Source organism: Pseudomonas sp. HN8-3 (genome assembly GCF_020790195.1).
Lineage (GTDB): Bacteria > Pseudomonadota > Gammaproteobacteria > Pseudomonadales > Pseudomonadaceae > Aquipseudomonas > Aquipseudomonas synxantha_A.
The window spans coordinates 5,908,080-5,927,252 of sequence record NZ_CP086206.1; the positions used below are offsets into that span (position 1 = coordinate 5,908,080).

Genomic DNA, 19,173 nt, shown 5'->3' on the forward strand with positions numbered 1-19,173 from the left:
GCCATCGGGGGCAAGCCCCCTCCCACATTTTGATGTGTGAATGCATTCAAGTGTGGGAGGGGGCTTGCCCCCGATGGATTCAGCAGCGCCGCAGACTTAAGGCTTGATGATGTGCCAGGCGCCACCCTTGCCATCCCCGGTCTTGTCACCGGCTTTCTTGTCGTCCTTGTAGGTGTAGACAGGCTTGCCTTTGTAGGCCCACTGGCTTGTCTGGTCGTCGCGGGTGATCACCGTCCAATCACCGTCACCAGTCGTGGTGTCGGTGGACTCGGCCTTCAACGGCGGCCAGTTGGTCGCGCACTGGTCCTTGCACACGGACTTGCCATTGGCGTCCTTGTCGAAGGTGTAGAGCGTCATGCCCTTGTGATCCACCAACATCCCTTCTTTAGTCATCGCAGGCTCTGCCGCAAACGCCAGGCCTGGCAGCGCCAAGGCTGCGGATAGCAGCAGGGCTTTCCAGGAAATCGTGCTGTAAGTCATCGGAACCTTCCTTTTGTGGTTGTCAGGATTCGGACCCAAAGGGTAGTCCAGAGTGCCCTGAATTGCCCAAGCGACTAAATTACTGTCACACGACTGCAATAATTCCGTTATCTAATGCGGCGCAAGACAGTTAAATGACAAGAGGATTTTGAGCATGGTTGGCAGGAGCATTCTGATTGTTGACGACGAAGCGCCCATTCGCGAGATGATCGCCGTTGCGTTGGAAATGGCCGGCTATGACTGCCTGGAGGCGGAAAACTCCCAGCAGGCCCACGCCATTATCGTCGACCGCAAGCCGGACCTGATCCTGCTCGACTGGATGCTGCCCGGCACCTCCGGCATCGAGTTGGCCCGGCGCCTCAAGCGTGACGAACTGACCGGGGATATCCCAATCATCATGCTCACCGCCAAGGGTGAAGAGGACAACAAGATCCAGGGCCTGGAAGTGGGCGCCGATGACTACATCACCAAACCTTTTTCCCCTCGGGAGCTGGTGGCGCGCCTCAAAGCCGTATTGCGCCGTGCCGGCCCGACCGATGGCGAAGCGCCGATCGAAGTCGACGGCCTGATTCTGGACCCGATCAGCCACCGCGTGACCATCGACGGCAAGCCCGCCGAGATGGGCCCGACCGAATACCGATTGCTGCAATTCTTCATGACCCACCAGGAGCGCGCTTACACCCGCGGCCAATTGCTGGACCAGGTGTGGGGCGGCAATGTGTATGTGGAGGAGCGCACCGTGGACGTGCATATCCGCCGCTTGCGCAAAGCCTTGGGCGACGCGTACGAGAATCTGGTACAAACCGTGCGCGGCACCGGCTATCGGTTTTCCACCAAAAGCTGAGCCAGCCCCTTCCTCCCTTAACAGCTGACAAGGACGCATGTTTAAGTGAACCAGAACTGGCATGGCACCCTGATCCGCCACATGCTTCTGTTGATCACTGCTTGCCTGCTGGTCGGGCTGATCAGTGGCTATTACGGCTGGAGCCTGGCCGCCGGCATCGCGTTGTACCTGGGCTGGACCCTCAAACAATTGCTGCGCCTGCATGAATGGCTGCGCCAGCACAAACCCGACGAGGCGCCGCCCGATGGCTATGGCCTGTGGGGCGAGGTGTTCGACAGCATCTACCACCTGCAACGCCGCGACCAACGGGTACGCGGGCGCCTGCAAGCGGTGATCGACCGGGTGCAGGAATCCACCGCGGCGCTCAAGGACGCCGTGATCATGCTCGACAGCGACGGCAACCTGGAATGGTGGAACCGCGCCGCCGAAACCCTGCTGGGTCTCAAGACGCCACAGGACAGCGGCCAGCCGGTGACCAACCTGGTGCGCCACCCGCGCTTCAAGGAATACTTCGAGCAGGACAACTACGAAGAAGCCCTGGAAATCCCGTCGCCCACCAACGACCGCGTACGCATCCAGCTGTACCTGACGCGCTATGGCAACAATGAGCACTTGATGCTGGTGCGTGATGTGACCCGCATCCATCAGCTTGAACAGATGCGCAAGGACTTCGTCGCCAACGTCTCCCACGAGCTTCGCACACCGCTGACGGTGATCTGCGGCTACCTGGAGACGCTGCTGGACAACGTCGACGAGATCAACCCGCGCTGGAGCCGCGCCCTGCAGCAGATGCAGCAGCAAGGCTCGCGGATGCAGACCCTGCTCAACGACTTGCTGCTTTTGGCCAAGCTTGAAGCCACCGATTACCCCTCGGATAACCACCCGGTGGCAGTGCAAAGCCTGCTGCACACCATCAAGAATGACGCCCAGGCGCTCTCCGGTGAACGCGGCCAGCAGATCACCCTGGAAGCCGACCCAACGGTGCTGCTCAAGGGCAGTGAGGGCGAGTTACGCAGCGCGTTCTCCAATTTGGTGTTCAACGCGGTGAAGTACACCCAGGACAAGGGCAATATTCGTATTCGCTGGTGGGCCGACGAACAGGGCGCGCACCTGAGCGTGCAGGACTCGGGTATCGGCATCGACGCCAAGCATCTGCCGCGCCTCACCGAACGCTTCTACCGCGTTGACTCCAGCCGCAACTCCAACACCGGCGGCACGGGGCTCGGCCTGGCCATCGTCAAGCATGTGTTGTTGCGCCATCGGGCACGCCTGGAAATCAGCAGCGTGCTGGGGCATGGCAGTACGTTTACCTGCCATTTTCCAACAACGCAGGTGACGCGTTCGCCAGTGATCGACAATGATGAATAACTCAAATACAGCCCCCTCCCACATTGGATTTGTATGCTTTTGGAGAACAGGTTCCTTGCCCCGCCCGGCAGCGGGCACTAGGCAAGCGGCCCGTCAGCCGCTACATTGGCCGACTTGCGCCTGCCTTTCAGGCTCACCTGTCATCCCTTATTGAACACACGGAACCTGCAAAACCCCATCATGGACCCTTCCCCTGGCATTACCCTCGCTACACTCTTCGCCGATTTCGGCATGATTCTTTTTGCACTGATCCTGGTACTGCTCAACGGTTTCTTCGTTGCGGCGGAATTTGCCATGGTCAAACTGCGCGCCACGCGGGTCGAGGCCATCGCCCACAAGAACGGTTGGCGCGGGCAGATCCTGCGCACCGTACACAGCCAGCTCGACGCCTACCTGTCGGCCTGTCAGCTGGGTATCACCCTGGCGTCCCTGGGCCTGGGCTGGGTCGGTGAACCGGCCTTTGCGCACATCCTCGAGCCAATGCTGGGCGCAATCGGCGTGCAGTCGCCGGAAGTGATCAAGGGCGTGTCGTTCTTTGCCGCCTTCTTCGTGATTTCCTACCTGCACATCGTGGTCGGTGAGCTGGCGCCCAAGTCCTGGGCGATTCGCAAGCCCGAGCTGCTGTCGCTATGGACGGCAGTGCCGCTGTACCTGTTCTACTGGGCGATGTACCCGGCCATCTACCTGCTCAACGCCAGCGCCAACGCCATCCTGCGCATCGCCGGCCAAGGCGAGCCTGGCCCCCACCATGAGCACCATTACAGCCGCGAAGAGCTCAAACTGATCCTGCACTCCAGCCGTGGCCAGGACCCGAGCGACCAAGGTATGCGCGTACTGGCCTCTGCGGTGGAAATGGGCGAACTGGAAGTGGTGGACTGGGCCAACTCCCGGGAAGACCTGGTGACCCTGGACTTCAACGCCCCGCTCAAAGAGATTCTTGCGCTGTTCCGTCGCCACAAATTCAGCCGGTACCCGGTGTATGACGCGGTGCGCAATGAGTTCGTGGGCCTGTTGCACATCAAGGATCTGCTGCTGGAACTGGCCGCCCTGGACCATATTCCCGAATCCTTCAACCTGGCCGAACTGACCCGCCCGCTGGAACGCGTCTCGCGGCACATGCCGTTGTCGCAACTGCTGGAGCAGTTCCGCAAAGGCGGCGCGCACTTCGCCCTGGTGGAGGAAGCCGACGGCAAGATCATCGGCTACCTGACCATGGAAGACGTGCTGGAAGTACTGGTGGGCGATATCCAGGATGAACACCGCAAGGCCGAGCGCGGCATCCTCGCCTACCAGCCCGGCAAACTGCTGGTACGTGGCGACACGCCGCTGTTCAAAGTCGAACGCCTGCTGGGCGTCGACCTGGACCACATCGAAGCCGAAACCCTGGCCGGCCTGATCTACGACACCCTCAAGCGCGTGCCGGAAGAAGAGGAAGTGCTGGAAGTGGAAGGCTTGCGGATCATCATCAAGAAGATGAAAGGGCCCAAGATAGTACTGGCCAAGGTCTTGCTGCTGGACTGACCTTCGATTGCCCAATGCAAAATTGGGCAGTATCCCAAGCGTCGTGACGACCTAAACGATCGTCACGCAGGCAGCGCGTTGAAACAGATATCCACATTCATCTGCGCCGCGGCCGACAGATTGACTAACGCATCAAGAGAACACTTGTCGATCTTGCCGTTAAGTACGTCGTTCAGGCGAGGCTGGCTGATACCCAGCCTTAGCGCCGCATCCTTCTGGGACAGCTCCCAGCTACGAATGGTGTTGCACAACTCCAACAGCAGCTTTGAGCGTAGGCGCATATTGGCGGCTTGCGCTGGCGTGTCCTCCAGAGCATCCCACACAGAGTTGAAACGTTCGGTATGTAACATTTGATTTGTCATGGGCTTAACCTAATTCCTGCAATCTGGCACGCGCCAATTCGATATCCCGCCCTTCGGTTTTCCGTGTGGTCTTGCGCAACGCGTGCAGCACATAGACAGCTTCAGGCCGATTGACCACGTAGAACACTCGAAACGCTCCCGACTCTTCAGTGATCCGAATCTCATTGACGCCCCTCCCGATCGTTTTCATCGGCTTGCAATCGAAGGGCTGCTCACCCTGTTGCAACAGATCCAACTGAAAACCGGCTGCCCTTCGGGCGTCGAGAGGAAAATCCTTGAGATCCTTGAGCGAGCTTCCTAGAAACACCACATCCTTGTGCCTTGGCATTGACTTCTCCTTTCCTGGAAAGAAAAAGCGTAATCGACGACTCAACCAAAGGCGGTGCAGCTGTGTTTCAAGGCATAGCAAAGGCTCGACAACACTGAAGCGTTATCGAGAGCCTATATCGGAACAGATATAAATCAAGCCATCCAGCAGGAATCAGACAACCGGTCGATTGCTTGAGTCAGGCCATCAGGCACCCGGCACAAAATGCTTCTGCGCCGTACCGCGCGCAATCAGGCGCGAGATGTAGTCCAGCTTCTGCGCATCCTGGTCGATAAAGCGAAAGGTCAGTTGCAACCAGTCGCTGTCGGGCTTGGGCTCGTAGGCGACGATGGCATGCAGGTAGCCGTTGAGGCGTGCGACTTCGGCGTTGTCGCCCTGCTCAAGGTCGAGCACGGCGCTTTCCAGTACCTGAGGCAGGACGTCGCCGCGCTTTACCACCAGCAACGCTTCCTTGATGCTCAGGGCCTTGATCACGCATTGCTGAGTGCCGCTTGCGAGGCGCAACTGGCCCTGACCGCGACTGCCAGCCGGCGCCGCTGCTGCTGGGGCCTTCACGGGTGGGGTGTTGAGCAGACCTTTACTGGGTGCCGCCACCGGGGCCGGCTTGACCGCTTCGGGTCTGCCGCCGGTCAGGGCGCTCAGGGAGTCGTTGCCGAAGGCCGAGTTCATCTTGGTCGGCGCGCTGGCGATCAGTGCGTCGAGGCGGCCGATCTTGTGCAGGGCCTGCTTGACCTTGTTGAGCAGTTGCTCGTTGGTGAACGGTTTGCTGACATAGCCGGAAACGCCGGCCTGGATCGCCTGAACCACGTTTTCCTTATCGCCACGGCTGGTCACCATCACGAACGGCATGGCCTTCAGATGCGCTTGCTCGCGGCACCAGGTCAAGAGCTCAAGACCGGACATCTCAGGCATTTCCCAGTCACACAGCACCAGGTCGAAGGTTTCGCGCATCAGGATGGATTGCGCCTTTTTGCCGTTCACCGCATCTTCGATCTTGATTCCGGGGAAGTAATTGCGCAGGCACTTCTTCACCAGGTCGCGAATAAACGAGGCGTCATCCACCACCAATACACTGACTTTGCTCATCGACCCTTCATCCTATAAAAACCTCGGCTGGCAGTACGCCTGACTGATGGCATTTTGCCAAAACCTTGCAGTCACGTTCGGACTTTATTCGCCGCCCGCGCAAAAAATTCAGCTGCCACAAACGAAAACGCCCGGCCAATGGCCGGGCGTTAATTTCACGGGCAACCTTACTTATCGTCAGGTTCGCCTGGAACATTAGGCGTTTGATCGGCGGAGCCTTCAACTTCGGCCTTCATGCGCTTGAGGCCCATGTGCCGAACGTCGGTGCCGCGCACCAGGTAGATCACCAGTTCCGAGATATTACGCGCGTGATCGCCGATCCGCTCCAGGGAGCGCAGCACCCAGATAATGCTCAAGACCCGCGAGATAGAGCGTGGATCTTCCATCATGTAGGTGGCCAGCTCACGCAAGGCGGTCTTGTACTCGCGGTCGATGACCTTGTCGTACTGAGCCACCGACAACGCCAGGTCTGCATCGAAACGCGCAAACGCGTCGAGGGCATCGCGCACCATGTTGCGCACCTGGTCGCCGATATGGCGCACTTCCACATAACCGCGTGGCGCTTCACCTTCTTCGCACAGTTGGATGGCACGCCGGGCGATCTTGGTGGCTTCGTCGCCAATGCGCTCCAGGTCAATCACCGACTTGGAGATGCTGATGATCAAACGCAGGTCCGAGGCCGCCGGCTGGCGACGAGCAAGAATGCGCAGGCACTCTTCATCGATATTGCGTTCCATCTGGTTGATCTGGTCATCGATCTCGCGCACCTGCTGGGCCAGGCCCGAGTCGGCCTCGATCAGCGCGGTGACGGCATCGTTGACTTGCTTCTCCACCAGCCCGCCCATCGCCAGGAGGTGGCTGCGCACTTCCTCAAGCTCGGCGTTGAACTGCGCGGAGATGTGATGGGTAAGGCCTTCTTTGCTAATCATGTTGGCGTCCTTGGAGCGTCCGGTAAGGTGCGGAGAACCGCAGCGTCAGTGCAATCAGAACCACAGCTTCCTAGCCGTAGCGACCGGTGATGTAGTCTTCGGTCTGCTTCTTCGCCGGATTGGTGAACAGGGTATCGGTATCGCCGAACTCCACCAGCTTGCCCATGTACATGAACGCGGTGTAGTCCGAAACCCGCGCCGCCTGTTGCATGTTGTGGGTCACGATAACGATGGTGAACTTGGACTTGAGCTCGTAGATCAGCTCTTCGACTTTCAAGGTCGAGATCGGGTCGAGCGCCGAGCACGGTTCGTCGAGCAGCAGCACTTCCGGCTCTACGGCGATGGTACGGGCGATCACCAGACGCTGCTGCTGGCCGCCGGACAAGCCAAGTGCCGACTCGTGCAGACGGTCCTTGACCTCGTCCCACAACGCGGCGCCCTTGAGAGCCCATTCAACCGCTTCGTCGAGGACGCGCTTCTTGTTGATGCCCTGGATGCGCAGGCCATAGACCACGTTTTCATAAATGGTCTTGGGGAACGGGTTGGGCTTCTGGAACACCATCCCCACCCGGCGTCGCAACTCGGCCACGTCTTCACCCTTGCGGTAAATATTGGTGCCGTAGAGATTGATCGCACCTTCCACACGGCAACCGTCCACCAGGTCATTCATACGGTTGAACGTGCGCAGTAATGTCGACTTGCCGCAGCCGGACGGGCCGATAAAGGCGGTCACGCGCTGCTTGGGGATGTTCATGCTGACGTCGAACAGCGCTTGTTTTTCGCCGTAGTACAGGCTCAGGCCCGGGACTTCGATGGCCACGGTTTCCTGGGCCAGGCTCAGGCTCTGTTTGTCGCGACCCAGGGCAGACATGTTGATGCCGTGAGGTTGGTTTTCGTGTTGCATGGGATGCTCCCTGTGCTACCAATTCGTTTCGTTGAACCGCCGGGGCGGCTTACTCAAATTCTGTGTCTGTGGGAGCTGGCTTGCCTGCGATGGCATCACTGCGGTCTTACTGATACACCGCGTCGTCTGCATCGCAGGCAAGCCAGCTCCCACAGGGGGCCGTGTTAGCTGTCCAGCGCCTTGTATTTTTCGCGCAGGTGGTTACGGATCCACACCGCCGACAGGTTGAGCGTGGCGATCACCAGCACCAGCAGCAACGCGGTGGCGTACACCAGCGGCCTTGCGGCTTCGACGTTAGGGCTCTGGAAGCCGACGTCATAAATATGGAAGCCCAGGTGCATGATTTTCTGGTCCAGGTGCAGGTACGGATAGTTGCCGTCCAGCGGCAGCGACGGAGCCAGCTTCACTACGCCCACCAGCATCAGCGGCGCCACTTCGCCGGCGGCGCGGGCCACGGCGAGGATCATGCCGGTCATCATGGCCGGGCTGGCCATCGGCAGCACGATCTTCCACAGCGTTTCCGCCTTGGTCGCGCCCAGTGCCAGGGAGCCTTCACGCACCGTGCGAGGAATGCGCGCCAGGCCTTCTTCGGTGGCCACGATCACCACCGGCACCGCCAATAGCGCCAGGGTCAGCGAGGCCCAGAGCAGGCCCGGAGTACCGAAGGTCGGCGCCGGCAGGGCTTCGGCGAAGAACAGGCGGTCAACCGAACCACCCAGTACATAGACGAAGAAGCCCAGGCCGAATACGCCGTAGACAATGGCCGGTACGCCCGCCAGGTTGTTCACGGCGATACGGATGATCCGCGTCAGAGTGTTCTGCTTGGCGTACTCACGCAGGTACACGGCCGCCAGCACGCCAAACGGGGTCACGATCATCGCCATGATCAGGGTCATCATCACGGTGCCGAAGATGGCCGGGAAAATCCCGCCTTCGGTGTTGGCTTCCCGTGGGTCATCACTGAGGAATTCCCAGACCTTGCTGAAGTAGAAGCCGATCTTGGTCAGGGTGCCCATGGCGTTAGGCTGGTAGGCGTGCACCACCTTGCCGATGCCGATCTCCACTTCCTTGCCGTTGCCGTCGCGGGCAGTCAGGGCGTCGCGGTTGAACTGAGCGTGCAGGTCAGCCAGGCGCGCCTCGATGTCCTGGTAGCGGGCATTCAGTTCGGCGCGGTCGGCATCCATATCGGCCTGGGCGGCGGCGTCGAGCTTGCCTTCCAGTTCCAGTTTGCGCCCGTGCAGGCGGATGCGTTCCAGGCCGGCGTTGATCGCACCGATATCAGTTTTTTCCAGGGTCTTGAGCTGGGCGGCGAGCTTGTTGACACGGTCCACGCGAGCTTGCAGCTCTGGCCATGCGGCCTCGCCTTCAGCGATGACCTTGCCGTCCTGCTTGACGTTGACCAGGGTGCCGTAAAAGTTGCCCCACTCACGACGCTCAATGGCCATCAGGTTGGCCGGCTTGGTCTGGTCCTTCAACCATTCGCCGACGATCCAGGTGAAGTCGTTGCCGTTCAAGTCGCGGTTGCCGACCTTGATCAGCTCGCGGGTCATGAATTCCGGGCCCTGGTCCGGCACCGGCAGGCCGGCGCTCTTGAGGCGCTCACGCGGCACTTCTTCTTTCTGCACCACTTCGCCGATCACGATGTGGTTGGCCTGGCCCGGCACGTTGTAGTTGGCCTGGATCAGGTCGGCCGGCCAGAAGTGGCCCAGGCCACGCACGGCAATCACAGACAGCAAACCAATGGTCATGATGACCGCGATGGACACCGCGCCACCGCTGATCCAGACGCCTGGGGCGCCGCTCTTGAACCATCCATTCAGGGAGTTCTGTTTCACAGACTTCTACCTTTCTTAAAGCGACGAGTATTTCTTGCGCAGACGCTGACGAATCAGTTCGGCGAGGGTGTTCATGATGAACGTGAACAGCAGCAGCACCAGCGCCGAGAGGAACAGCACGCGGTAGTGACTGCCACCGACTTCCGACTCGGGCATTTCCACCGCGACGTTGGCCGCCAGGGTGCGCAAGCCCTCGAACAGGTTCATCTCCATCACCGGGGTATTACCGGTGGCCATCAGCACAATCATGGTCTCGCCCACAGCACGGCCCATGCCGATCATCAGTGCAGAGAAGATGCCCGGGCTGGCGGTCAGGATCACCACGCGGGTCATGGTCTGCCACGGCGTGGCGCCCAGGGCCAGGGAGCCCAGGGTCAGGCCGCGGGGTACGCTGAACACGGCGTCTTCGGCGATCGAGTAGATGTTCGGGATCACCGCAAAACCCATGGCCAGGCCGACCACCAGGGCGTTGCGCTGGTCGTAGGTGATCCCCAGGTCATGGGAGATCCACATGCGCATGTCGCCGCCAAAGAACCAGGTTTCCAGGTATGGACTCATGTACAGCGAGAGCCAGCCCACCAGCAGGATTACCGGGATCAGGATCGCGCTTTCCCAGCCGTCCGGCACCCGCAGGCGAATCGACTCGGGCAAGCGACTGAAGACAAAACCGGCGACCAGGATGCCGATAGGCAATAGCATCAGCAGGCTGAAAATGCCCGGCAAGTGCCCTTCCACGTACGGCGCCAGGAACAGGCCGGCGAAGAAGCCAAGGATCACGGTCGGCATGGCTTCCATCAGTTCGATCACCGGTTTGACCTTGCGGCGCAGGCTCGGGGCCATGAAGTACGCGGTGTAGATCGCCGCCGCAACCGCCAGTGGCGCGGCCAGCAGCATGGCGTAGAACGCAGCCTTCAACGTGCCGAAGGTCAGCGGGGCCAGGCTCATCTTGGGTTCGAAGTCGGTGTTGGCGGCGGTGGACTGCCAGACGTATTTAGGCTCGTCGTAGTTCTCGTACCAGACCTTGCTCCACAACGCGCTCCACGAGACTTCCGGGTGCGGGTTGTCGAGCAACAGCGGTTGCAGCTTGCCGCCGGCCTCGACGATTACGCGGTTGGCCCGTGGCGACATACCGAACAGGCCCTGGCCGTCGACCACCGGGTCGACCAGCAGGGTGCGGTGAGCGGTGCTGTGGAAAACGCCGAACTGGCCGGAGGCATCGAGCGCGGTGAAGCCTTTGCGGCGTTCTTCAGCACTGATTTCGACAATGGGCGCAGTGCCCATCTGGAAGGTGCGGATCTGTTTCAGGCGTTGCTCGCCATCCGGGTCGCGGGCCATGAACCACTGGGCCAGGCCGCCCTTGGAGTTGCCGACGATCAGCGAGATACCGCCCACCAACTGAGTGCTGGCGGTGACTTCGGCTGCGCCGTCTTCCAGGAGTTTGTAGCGACCGTTGAGGCTGTTGTCGCGCAGGCTGAACACATCGGCCAGGGCGCGACCGTTGATCACATAAAGCCATTGCTGGCGTGGGTCGACAAAGATGGCTTTCACCGGTTCGGTCATCTGCGGCAGCTCGATGCGCTTCTGCTCGCTGGTGACTTCACCGGTCATCATGTTTTCTTCGCGGCTCAACGACAGCACGTTCAGGTACGAACCCGCCGAACCGGCCACCACCAAGGTGGAGTCAGTGGCGTTGAGGGCGACATGCTCCAGTGGGCGACCGGCCTCATCCAACACGATCGGCGTTTCGCCGTAAGGGTATTCAATCGCTGGGGTGATGGTCTTCTTGCCGTCCGGGTACGACACTTTATAGGTGTGGCGGAACACCAGGGACTGGCCATTGGACAAACCAAGGATAACCAGCGGGCTGCCCGGCTGGTCTTCACCAATAGAAACAACGCTGGCACCGGCCGGAAGCGGCAAGTCGACACGCTTGAGCTCAGCGCCGGAGTCCACTTCAAAGAACAGCGCCTGGCCCTTGTCGGAAACCCGCATGGCGACCTGGTTCTGTTCTTCAAGGGAGATCATCAACGGCTTGCCGGCATCCTGCATCCAGGCGGGGGTCAGCGCGTCTTCCTTGGTCAACGAGGCGCCCTGGAACAGAGGTGCAACGACGTAGGCGAGGAAGAAGAAGATCAGGGTGATGGCGCCGAGGACGGCGAGGCCACCGACCAGCACATACCAGCGGGTCAGGCGGTCCTTGAGCGCGCGAATGCGGCGCTTGCGTTGCAGCTCAGGCGTATTGAAATCAATGCGCTTGGGGGGAGAAGTTGTCGTCATGGTGGAATTGGCCAGATCATTCATGCGCACACCCTAGCGATCCTGTATGACAGAAAGATGACAGTGCAGTGACGCAACAAATCCGCCGCGAAGCAGGGCTGGCAGCGGGTTAAAAATTAGGGATGCAGACTGCTTATGTGGGAGCGGGCTTGCCCGCGATGGCATCAACACGATTTCAACGCTAAACCGCGTCGCCAGCATCGCGGGCAAGCCCGCTCCCACAGAAAAGCATGCGTCTACATCAGGTATCGCAGGCTTAGTTGCCTTCTTTCAGACCCAGCTCAGCCAAGGCCTTGGCGGCCACTTTGGCAGGCAGTGGGATGTAGCCGTCCTTGACGACAACTTCCTGGCCCTGCTTGGACAGCACCAGTTTCACGAACTCGGCTTCCAGCGGGGCCAGAGGCTTGTTCGGGGCTTTGTTGACATACACGTAGAGGAAGCGCGACAGCGGGTATTTGCCGTTCAGGGCGTTTTCTTCGCTGTCTTCGATGAAGTCAGTGCTGCCTTTCTTGGCCAGGGCCACGGTCTTCACGCTGGCGGTCTTGTAGCCGATGCCCGAGTAACCGATGCCGTTCAGCGAGGAGCTGATCGACTGCACGACCGAAGCCGAGCCAGGTTGTTCGTTCACGTTTGGCTTGTAGTCGCCTTTGCACAGGGCTTCTTCCTTGAAGTAGCCGTAGGTGCCGGATACCGAGTTGCGACCGAACAATTGCACTGGCTTGTTGGCCAGGTCGCCGGTCACACCCAGGTCGCCCCAGGTTTTAACGTCAGCTTTGGCGCCGCACAGGCGAGTCGAGGAGAAGATCGCGTCGACTTGCTCCATGGTCAGGTGCTGGATCGGGTTGTCCTTGTGCACGAACACCGCCAAGGCGTCCACGGCAACCGGGATAGCGGTTGGCTTGTAGCCGTACTTCTGCTCGAAGGCCGCCAGTTCGGTGTCCTTCATCTTGCGGCTCATCGGGCCCAGGTTAGAGGTGCCTTCAGTCAGCGCAGGTGGCGCGGTGGCGGAACCGGCAGCTTGAATCTGGATGTTGACGTTCGGGTATTCCTTTTTGTAACCCTCAGCCCACAAAGTCATCAGGTTAGCCAGGGTGTCGGAGCCGACGCTGGACAAGTTACCCGACACACCAGTGGTCTTGACGTACGCCGGGATTGCCGGATCAACACCAGCGGCCACCGCGTTGGCGGTCGCAACGCCAGCAGCGACAAAAGTCATTGCCGCCATCAAACGTTTCAGTTTCATGCCTTGCTCCTAGCAGATAGGGATAATTGGATCGGGGCCAAGTATCGAGAGGCCGTGTGAACACTCTATGTCTGCAATGTGACAATTAGATGAAAGGCCACTATCGGGAAGCAAAGGTATGCGAAGTAAAAAACGGAACAGGCACTCTCATTGTGGCGAGGGAGCTTGCTCCCTCACCACAGTAGATCAGGCTGGCGTTAGCGACCGCGTTTCCACAGATACCCACCCACCAACATCCCCATCACACACAGGACGGCCACATAGTAAGCCGGGCCCATCGGGCTCTCCTTCATCAGCAGCGACACCGCCAATGGCGTCAGTCCACCGAATACGGCATAGGCGACGTTGTAGGAGAACGACAGGCCGCTGAAGCGCACCACTGGCGGGAACGCCTTGACCATCACGTAGGGCACTACACCGATGGTGCCCACGAACAAACCGGTCAATGCGTACAACGGAAACAGCCAGTCCGGGTGGGCCATCAGGCTGTGATACAGCGTCCAGGAGGTCGCCAGCAGCAGTGCGCAACCGGTGACCAGCACGCGACCGGCGCCAAAACGGTCGGCCAGCGCACCCGAGGCGATGCAGCCCAGGCTCAGGGTCACGATGGCCAGGCTGTTGGCTTGCAGTGCCACCGTGGGACTGAAGTGGTAGACGGTTTGCAGCACGGTCGGCGTCATCAGGATAACCACCACGACGCCGGCCGACAGCAGCCAGGTGAGCAACATCGACAACACAATGGCGCCACGGTGGTCACGCAGCACTGCACGCAACGGCAGCTCGGCAGCAAGGGTCTTGCGTTGCTGCATCTCAGCGAAGATCGGCGTTTCATGCAGCCAGCGGCGCAGATACACCGACAACAGACCGAATACACCGCCAAGCAGGAATGGGATCCGCCAAGCGTAATCGGAGACCTGCTCCGGGGTATAGGCCGTATTGATTGCAGTAGCTACCAGCGAGCCGAGCAGAATACCGGCGGTGAGGCCGCTGGTCAGGGTGCCGCAGGCGTAGCCGATGTGGCGCGGCGGAACGTGCTCGGAGACGAACACCCAGGCGCCCGGTACCTCGCCGCCAATCGCCGCACCCTGGATGACGCGCATCAGCAGCAGCAAGAGCGGCGCCCACAGGCCGATCTGCGCGTAGGTGGGCAGCAGGCCCATGATCAGGGTGGGTACGGCCATCATGAAGATGCTCAGGGTGAACATCTTCTTGCGCCCCAGCAGGTCGCCGAAGTGCGCCATGATGATGCCGCCCAGTGGGCGGGCCAGGTAGCCGGCGGCGAAGATGCCGAAGGTCTGCATCATGCGCAGCCATTCGGGCATGTCGACGGGGAAGAACAGTTTTCCGACCACGGTGGCGAAAAACACAAAGATGATGAAGTCGTAGAACTCCAGCGCCCCGCCCAAGGCAGACAGCGACAGGGTTTTGTAGTCGTTGCGGGTCAGCGGGCGCGAGGGCTGCGCACTGCTTGCGGGCACGGAGGACATGGCAAGGCTTCTCTTATAGTAATCATCGTAAAGGACTGCACGCCCGTGACTTGCGGCGGGTTTGGCAAGATAGCAAATCGCCTGAAAAAGCACAGCGCCAGGAACACAGTTGCGCGCAAAAGCCCCGATACAGCGTCTATTTACCGACCAAATGAGCGTCCGGAGGTCGTCGTGGCGCCAGGGTCTCGATATACTCGCCAGTGCAAGCGCCAGACCCGCTGTCTTGAGGGGCTGCTGTGCCAAAACGTTGTTGGGTACCATCCAGCCGATTTGGCAGAGTTTCCCTTTAGTTCGCCTTACGAGAAACGCATCGAGCGGTGTATGTTGGTGCTGAAACGTTTTTCCAGAAGACGGCTATCCACTTCAAATACCCATGAAGCGTCACGGGTCAGAGGCACCCTCGGCATGATCGAACTCGAACAAGAAGATCCTATCCCGCAAGGCGATCTCGCCCTGCAAATCACTGCACTGCCGCGTGAAACCAATGGTTTTGGCGATATCTTCGGCGGCTGGCTGGTCGCGCAGATGGACCTGGCAGGCACGGCAATGGCCAGCAAGGTCGCCGGCGGGCGCGTAGCCACCGTCGCCATTGATCGCATGGCCTTCCTGGTACCGGTAGCCGTGGGTGCACAGCTTTCCTTCTATACCCAGGCTCTGGAAATTGGCCGCAGCTCGATCCAGATGATGGTCGAAGTGTGGAGCGATGACCCGCTGTCCAGCGAATGGCGCAAGGTCACCGAAGCGGTATTTGTGTTCGTCGCCATCGACGGCAGCGGTCGCACCCGTTCGGTACCGTCACGGGCGCGTTAAACCTCGCCGGGTTTTAACGGTCAATTGCCCCATTGCCTGCCACTTGAGAGAGCTTTGTTATGCCTACGCCCCACGTTGAGACGATGAAAATCGACGAGCTGGACTGCTGGCGCATCCGCCACAACGGCGCCGAGCTGATGGTGGCCCAACAGGGTGCGCATATCTTCAGTTACCAGCGCGAGGGCGAACAGCCACTGATCTGGCCGAACCCTGCGGCGGTGTTCAAGCAGGGCAAAGGTATTCGTACCGGCGTGCCGGTGTGCTGGCCGTGGTTTGGTGTTTTCGACCGTAACCCGCAGAGCGTAAAAGCCATGCGCCAAAGCGATCAGCCTGCCGGCGCCCACGGCTTTGTGCGCACCGCGCTCTGGGAGTTGGCCGGGACGGCAATCGAAGGTGAAGCCCTGCGTATCGAGCTGGTGCTGCCGACTCCTGCGAACGGCTTTCCCGGCTGGCCCCATCAGGTTGACTTGACGCTGAGCCTGCTGCTGGACGAGCAACTGCATATCCGCCTCACCAGCCACAACCGTGGCACCGACACCGTGACCTTCAGCCAGGCACTGCACACCTACTTTGCTGTGAGCGACGTGCGCAACGTGCAGGTCGAGGGGGTGGATGGCTTGGCCTATATCGATACTGCTGATGGGTGGACCGAGAAACAGCAATCCGGGCTGCTGCACTTCACTGGCGAAACCGATCGCATATACCTGGATACACCGGCGCAGTTGAGCATTGTCGATAAAGACTGGCAGCGCCGCGTCCAACTCACCAGCGAAGGCTCGAAGTCCACCGTGATCTGGAACCCCTGGACCGAACGGGCCAAGGCACTTGATGACATGGCTGACGATGGCTGGCAGGGCATGTTGTGCATCGAGACGGCGAATGTGCTGGATGATGTGGTAAGCCTGGCCCCCGGTAAAAGCCACACCTTGGGCGTTCGTATCACCAATATCACTTTGTAAACCCAGTCAGAATGTGGGAGCTGGCTTGCCTGCGATAGCATCGCCTCAGTGCAACTGACACACCGAGTCGCCTGCATCGCAGATCAAGCCAGCTCCCACAGGGATTGGTAGCGCCAGTTAGAGATCGGACTCCTTCACCACCCGCACCTTCCCCGCCTCCAGCGCATACGCTGCATCGGCCAAGTCATTGTTGACCTTCTCCACCTTCAACATGCCCGTGACCCACAGCGGCGTGTAGATATCATCCAGCTTCAACCCCTTGGGATACCGCACCAGCACCAGTTGGTTAGGCGGCGGTGGCGGCACATGGATGCAGGCGCCCGGATACGGCACCAGGAAGAACAGCGTGCTGCGGCCTTTGGCATCGGTTTCCAACGGCACCGGATACCCACCAATGCGGATATTCTTGCCGTTCATGGCCGCCACGGTCTTGGTGGAATACATCACCGCGGGCAAGCCTTTGCTCTGCTTCAAGCCACCTTTTTCAGTGAACGTGCCTTGGGCTTCGGGGGAGTTATGGTCGATCTCGGGCATGGCTTCGAGGGCCTTCTGGTCCGAAAGCGGCATCAGGTCGAGCCAGTCGGTTTCCGGCAGTTCGCCAGCGTGCGCCAGGCCAGAGCCCAGCAGGAGGAGAGTGAAGAATAGACGGCGCATGGAGAGGCTCGGCAAATACAAGTGCCGAGCATTCTAGCCCTCTGCGCCTGCGCAGCGCAGAGGACTTTGTCGGCTGATTACTTCTTTTTGATCAGGCCGTAGATCACCAGCAACACGATGGCACCTACCAGCGCGCCGATGAAGCCCGCGCCCTGGCCTGCCTGGTAGATCCCCAGTGCCTGGCCGCCATAGGTCGCGGCCAGGGAGCCGGCGATACCCAGCAGAATGGTCATGATCCAGCCCATGCTGTCGTCACCCGGCTTGAGGAAACGCGCCAGCAGGCCAACGATCAAGCCGATAAAGATGGTTCCAATGATACCCATGGCATTTCCCTCTGATTGAATGTGAGTCATGACAAAGCCTAGTCAGGCTTTATCATCCTGCAATCAGAGAGACGACGGTGACCAATGGTTCCCGCCGACTCCCGGCTTATTACTCGGCGATCAGCGCTTCGACCTTGAGGATCTGCGCCTGCAGCGTTGCGCGATCCTTGCAGCGCAGGTTTGCATGCCCGACTTTGCGTCCGGCCTTGAACGCCTTGCCGTAGTGATGCAGGTGGCAGTCATCGATGGCAATCACCCGCTCAACCGGCGGGACTACGCCGATGAAGTTGAGCATGGCGCTCTCGCCGACCTTGGCCGTGGAGCCCAACGGCAAGCCCGCCACCGCCCGCAGGTGGTTTTCGAACTGGCTGCACTCGGCGCCTTCGGTGGTCCAGTGCCCGGAGTTGTGAACACGCGGGGCGATTTCGTTGGCCTTGAGGCCGCCGTCGACTTCAAAGAACTCGAACGCCATCACGCCGACGTAATCCAGTTGCTTGAGCACGCGGCTGGAATAATCTTCGGCCAGGGCCTGCAGTGGGTGGTCGGTGCTGGCCACGGACAGCTTGAGGATGCCGCTGTCGTGGGTGTTGTGCACCAGCGGGTAAAAGCGCGTCTCACCATCACGGGCACGCACGGCGATCAGCGATACTTCACCGGTGAATGGCACAAAGCCTTCCAGCAGGCAGCCGACGCTGCCCAGCTCAGCGAAGGTGCCAACCACATCGGCGGCGGTACGCAGCACTTTCTGGCCCTTGCCGTCGTAACCCAGGGTGCGGGTTTTCAACACGGCCGGCAGGCCGATGCTGGCGACAGCGGCGTCCAGGTCTGCCTGGGACTGGATGTCGGCGAAGGCCGGGGTGGGGATGCCCAAGTCCTTGAACATACTCTTCTCGAACCAGCGGTCCCGGGCGATGCGCAAGGCTTCAGCGCTCGGGTACACCGGTACGAACTGCGACAGGAAGGCCACGGTTTCGGCCGGGACGCTTTCAAACTCGAACGTCACCAGGTCGACTTCGTCGGCCAGTTGGCGCAGGTGATCCGGGTCGCTGTAGTCAGCGCGCAGGTGTTCACCCAGGGCGGCGGCGCAGGCATCTGGCGCCGGGTCCAGGAAAGCGAAGTTCATCCCCAGCGGAGTGCCCGCCAGGGCCAGCATGCGACCGAGTTGGCCACCACCGATTACACCGATTTTCATCGTCAACAACCTCAGGCGATGCGTGGGTCTGGATTGTCCAGCACACTGTCTGTCTGCTCAGCACGGAATTTTTTCAGCACCGCGTGGAACTGCGGGTGCTTGGCGCCCAGGATGCTGGCCGACAGCAATGCAGCGTTGATCGCGCCGGCCTTGCCGATCGCCAGGGTCGCTACCGGGATACCGGCCGGCATCTGCACGATGGACAACAGCGAATCCACGCCCGAGAGCATCGACGACTGCACCGGCACGCCAAGCACCGGCAGGTGCGTCTTGGCCGCACACATACCTGGCAAGTGCGCCGCGCCGCCGGCACCGGCGATGATCACCTCGATGCCACGGGATTCTGCTTCATCGGCATACTGGAACAGCAAATCCGGGGTGCGGTGGGCAGAGACCACCTTCACTTCATACGGAATGCCGAGTTTTTCCAGCATATCGGCGGTGTGGCTAAGGGTGGACCAATCGGACTTGGAGCCCATGATCACGCCAACCAATGCACTCATCGTCGTGCCTCTTCTCTCTGGGCGCCCGCAGGCGCGTCAAAAAACAACAAGCCACGCAGGAGACCGGC

19 protein-coding genes are annotated in these 19,173 nt (G+C 60.3%); 5 read left to right on the top strand and 14 right to left on the bottom strand.

Annotation, left to right across the window (positions count from 1 at the left end):
* Positions 1-96: 96 nt before the first annotated feature.
* Positions 97-480: a hypothetical protein gene (locus tag LJX92_RS26480; protein ID WP_228309133.1), complete on the bottom strand. Its 384-nt coding sequence runs from the start codon at positions 478-480 to the stop codon at positions 97-99.
* A 154-nt stretch (positions 481-634) separates the two neighbouring features.
* Here LJX92_RS26480 and phoB point away from each other — a divergent pair, with 154 nt between their 5' ends.
* From phoB to LJX92_RS26495, 3 genes are all read left to right on the top strand, one after another.
* On the top strand, positions 635-1,324 hold the full coding sequence (gene phoB / locus LJX92_RS26485) for a phosphate regulon transcriptional regulator PhoB (protein WP_005792526.1): 690 nt from the start codon (positions 635-637) through the stop codon (positions 1,322-1,324).
* A gap of 81 nt (positions 1,325-1,405) precedes the next feature.
* Positions 1,406-2,692, top strand: coding sequence for a phosphate regulon sensor histidine kinase PhoR (phoR, locus tag LJX92_RS26490; RefSeq protein ID WP_236648093.1), 1,287 nt, complete (start codon positions 1,406-1,408; stop codon positions 2,690-2,692).
* Positions 2,693-2,872: 180 nt separating this feature from the next.
* Complete coding sequence (locus LJX92_RS26495; RefSeq protein WP_005792528.1) at positions 2,873-4,213, top strand: hemolysin family protein; 1,341 nt, start codon at positions 2,873-2,875, stop codon at positions 4,211-4,213.
* A gap of 62 nt (positions 4,214-4,275) precedes the next feature.
* Here the strand turns inward: LJX92_RS26495 and LJX92_RS26500 are convergent, their stop codons facing one another.
* The 9 genes from LJX92_RS26500 to LJX92_RS26540 all read right to left on the bottom strand — a co-directional run bounded on the left by LJX92_RS26500 (position 4,276) and on the right by LJX92_RS26540 (position 14,664).
* Positions 4,276-4,575, bottom strand: a complete 300-nt coding sequence (locus LJX92_RS26500) for a helix-turn-helix domain-containing protein (RefSeq protein WP_228309134.1) — start codon at positions 4,573-4,575, stop codon at positions 4,276-4,278.
* 4 nt (positions 4,576-4,579) lie between these two features.
* The gene (locus LJX92_RS26505; protein ID WP_005792530.1) at positions 4,580-4,903 is read right to left on the bottom strand and encodes a type II toxin-antitoxin system RelE/ParE family toxin; all 324 of its coding nucleotides are present in this window, start codon (positions 4,901-4,903) and stop codon (positions 4,580-4,582) included.
* 186 nt (positions 4,904-5,089) lie between these two features.
* The gene (locus LJX92_RS26510) at positions 5,090-5,989 is read right to left on the bottom strand and encodes a response regulator (RefSeq protein ID WP_032878681.1); all 900 of its coding nucleotides are present in this window, start codon (positions 5,987-5,989) and stop codon (positions 5,090-5,092) included.
* A 167-nt stretch (positions 5,990-6,156) separates the two neighbouring features.
* The gene (gene phoU / locus LJX92_RS26515) at positions 6,157-6,918 is read right to left on the bottom strand and encodes a phosphate signaling complex protein PhoU (protein ID WP_017528598.1); all 762 of its coding nucleotides are present in this window, start codon (positions 6,916-6,918) and stop codon (positions 6,157-6,159) included.
* A gap of 70 nt (positions 6,919-6,988) precedes the next feature.
* A complete protein-coding gene (gene pstB, locus LJX92_RS26520; protein WP_005792533.1) occupies positions 6,989-7,822 on the bottom strand; it encodes a phosphate ABC transporter ATP-binding protein PstB in 834 nt (277 codons plus the stop codon).
* 164 nt (positions 7,823-7,986) lie between these two features.
* A complete protein-coding gene (gene pstA, locus LJX92_RS26525) occupies positions 7,987-9,657 on the bottom strand; it encodes a phosphate ABC transporter permease PstA (RefSeq protein ID WP_228309135.1) in 1,671 nt (556 codons plus the stop codon).
* Positions 9,658-9,672: 15 nt separating this feature from the next.
* The gene (locus tag LJX92_RS26530; RefSeq protein WP_228309933.1) at positions 9,673-11,706 is read right to left on the bottom strand and encodes an ABC transporter permease subunit; all 2,034 of its coding nucleotides are present in this window, start codon (positions 11,704-11,706) and stop codon (positions 9,673-9,675) included.
* Positions 11,707-12,190: 484 nt separating this feature from the next.
* Positions 12,191-13,177, bottom strand: coding sequence for a phosphate ABC transporter substrate-binding protein PstS (locus tag LJX92_RS26535; RefSeq protein ID WP_005792536.1), 987 nt, complete (start codon positions 13,175-13,177; stop codon positions 12,191-12,193).
* A gap of 197 nt (positions 13,178-13,374) precedes the next feature.
* Positions 13,375-14,664, bottom strand: coding sequence for an MFS transporter (locus tag LJX92_RS26540; RefSeq protein WP_005792537.1), 1,290 nt, complete (start codon positions 14,662-14,664; stop codon positions 13,375-13,377).
* A 405-nt stretch (positions 14,665-15,069) separates the two neighbouring features.
* Between LJX92_RS26540 and LJX92_RS26545 the strand changes: the two genes are divergently transcribed.
* Together LJX92_RS26545 and LJX92_RS26550 are read left to right on the top strand one after the other, a co-directional pair.
* A complete protein-coding gene (locus tag LJX92_RS26545; protein WP_003176975.1) occupies positions 15,070-15,474 on the top strand; it encodes an acyl-CoA thioesterase in 405 nt (134 codons plus the stop codon).
* 59 nt (positions 15,475-15,533) lie between these two features.
* A complete protein-coding gene (locus LJX92_RS26550) occupies positions 15,534-16,433 on the top strand; it encodes a D-hexose-6-phosphate mutarotase (protein ID WP_228309136.1) in 900 nt (299 codons plus the stop codon).
* A 117-nt stretch (positions 16,434-16,550) separates the two neighbouring features.
* On the opposite strand, the gene LJX92_RS26555 is transcribed toward LJX92_RS26550, so the two are convergent.
* The 4 genes from LJX92_RS26555 to purE form a co-directional block, all read right to left on the bottom strand.
* Positions 16,551-17,087: a DUF3299 domain-containing protein gene (locus tag LJX92_RS26555; protein ID WP_103734131.1), complete on the bottom strand. Its 537-nt coding sequence runs from the start codon at positions 17,085-17,087 to the stop codon at positions 16,551-16,553.
* 77 nt (positions 17,088-17,164) lie between these two features.
* Entirely contained in the window at positions 17,165-17,410 is a 246-nt protein-coding gene (locus LJX92_RS26560; protein WP_005792540.1) for a GlsB/YeaQ/YmgE family stress response membrane protein, read from the bottom strand.
* A gap of 109 nt (positions 17,411-17,519) precedes the next feature.
* Positions 17,520-18,602 carry a 5-(carboxyamino)imidazole ribonucleotide synthase gene (locus LJX92_RS26565; RefSeq protein ID WP_032878674.1) on the bottom strand — a complete coding sequence of 361 codons (1,083 nt, stop codon included), beginning with the start codon at positions 18,600-18,602 and terminating at the stop codon, positions 17,520-17,522.
* Positions 18,603-18,613: 11 nt separating this feature from the next.
* A complete protein-coding gene (purE, locus tag LJX92_RS26570) occupies positions 18,614-19,105 on the bottom strand; it encodes a 5-(carboxyamino)imidazole ribonucleotide mutase (protein ID WP_003195648.1) in 492 nt (163 codons plus the stop codon).
* Between the last annotated feature and the right edge of the window lie 68 nt (positions 19,106-19,173).

Excerpts from the sequence above, each read along its gene's own strand:
- phoR (WP_236648093.1), top strand. The coding sequence starts at position 1,406 with ATGCTTCTGTTGATCACTGCTTGCCTGCTGGTCGGGCTGATCAGTGGC.
- LJX92_RS26560 (WP_005792540.1), bottom strand. The coding sequence starts at position 17,410 with ATGGGTATCATTGGAACCATCTTTATCGGCTTGATCGTTGGCCTGCTG.
- phoB (WP_005792526.1), top strand. The coding sequence starts at position 635 with ATGGTTGGCAGGAGCATTCTGATTGTTGACGACGAAGCGCCCATTCGC.
- LJX92_RS26480 (WP_228309133.1), bottom strand. The coding sequence starts at position 480 with ATGACTTACAGCACGATTTCCTGGAAAGCCCTGCTGCTATCCGCAGCC.
- LJX92_RS26555 (WP_103734131.1), bottom strand. The coding sequence starts at position 17,087 with ATGCGCCGTCTATTCTTCACTCTCCTCCTGCTGGGCTCTGGCCTGGCG.
- LJX92_RS26500 (WP_228309134.1), bottom strand. The coding sequence starts at position 4,575 with ATGACAAATCAAATGTTACATACCGAACGTTTCAACTCTGTGTGGGAT.
- LJX92_RS26535 (WP_005792536.1), bottom strand. The coding sequence starts at position 13,177 with ATGAAACTGAAACGTTTGATGGCGGCAATGACTTTTGTCGCTGCTGGC.
- LJX92_RS26495 (WP_005792528.1), top strand. The coding sequence starts at position 2,873 with ATGGACCCTTCCCCTGGCATTACCCTCGCTACACTCTTCGCCGATTTC.
- LJX92_RS26540 (WP_005792537.1), bottom strand. The coding sequence starts at position 14,664 with ATGTCCTCCGTGCCCGCAAGCAGTGCGCAGCCCTCGCGCCCGCTGACC.
- pstB (WP_005792533.1), bottom strand. The coding sequence starts at position 7,822 with ATGCAACACGAAAACCAACCTCACGGCATCAACATGTCTGCCCTGGGT.
- LJX92_RS26550 (WP_228309136.1), top strand. The coding sequence starts at position 15,534 with ATGCCTACGCCCCACGTTGAGACGATGAAAATCGACGAGCTGGACTGC.
- LJX92_RS26545 (WP_003176975.1), top strand. The coding sequence starts at position 15,070 with ATGATCGAACTCGAACAAGAAGATCCTATCCCGCAAGGCGATCTCGCC.
- LJX92_RS26565 (WP_032878674.1), bottom strand. The coding sequence starts at position 18,602 with ATGAAAATCGGTGTAATCGGTGGTGGCCAACTCGGTCGCATGCTGGCC.
- phoU (WP_017528598.1), bottom strand. The coding sequence starts at position 6,918 with ATGATTAGCAAAGAAGGCCTTACCCATCACATCTCCGCGCAGTTCAAC.
- LJX92_RS26530 (WP_228309933.1), bottom strand. The coding sequence starts at position 11,706 with ATGCAGGATGCCGGCAAGCCGTTGATGATCTCCCTTGAAGAACAGAAC.
- LJX92_RS26505 (WP_005792530.1), bottom strand. The coding sequence starts at position 4,903 with ATGCCAAGGCACAAGGATGTGGTGTTTCTAGGAAGCTCGCTCAAGGAT.
- LJX92_RS26510 (WP_032878681.1), bottom strand. The coding sequence starts at position 5,989 with ATGAGCAAAGTCAGTGTATTGGTGGTGGATGACGCCTCGTTTATTCGC.
- purE (WP_003195648.1), bottom strand. The coding sequence starts at position 19,105 with ATGAGTGCATTGGTTGGCGTGATCATGGGCTCCAAGTCCGATTGGTCC.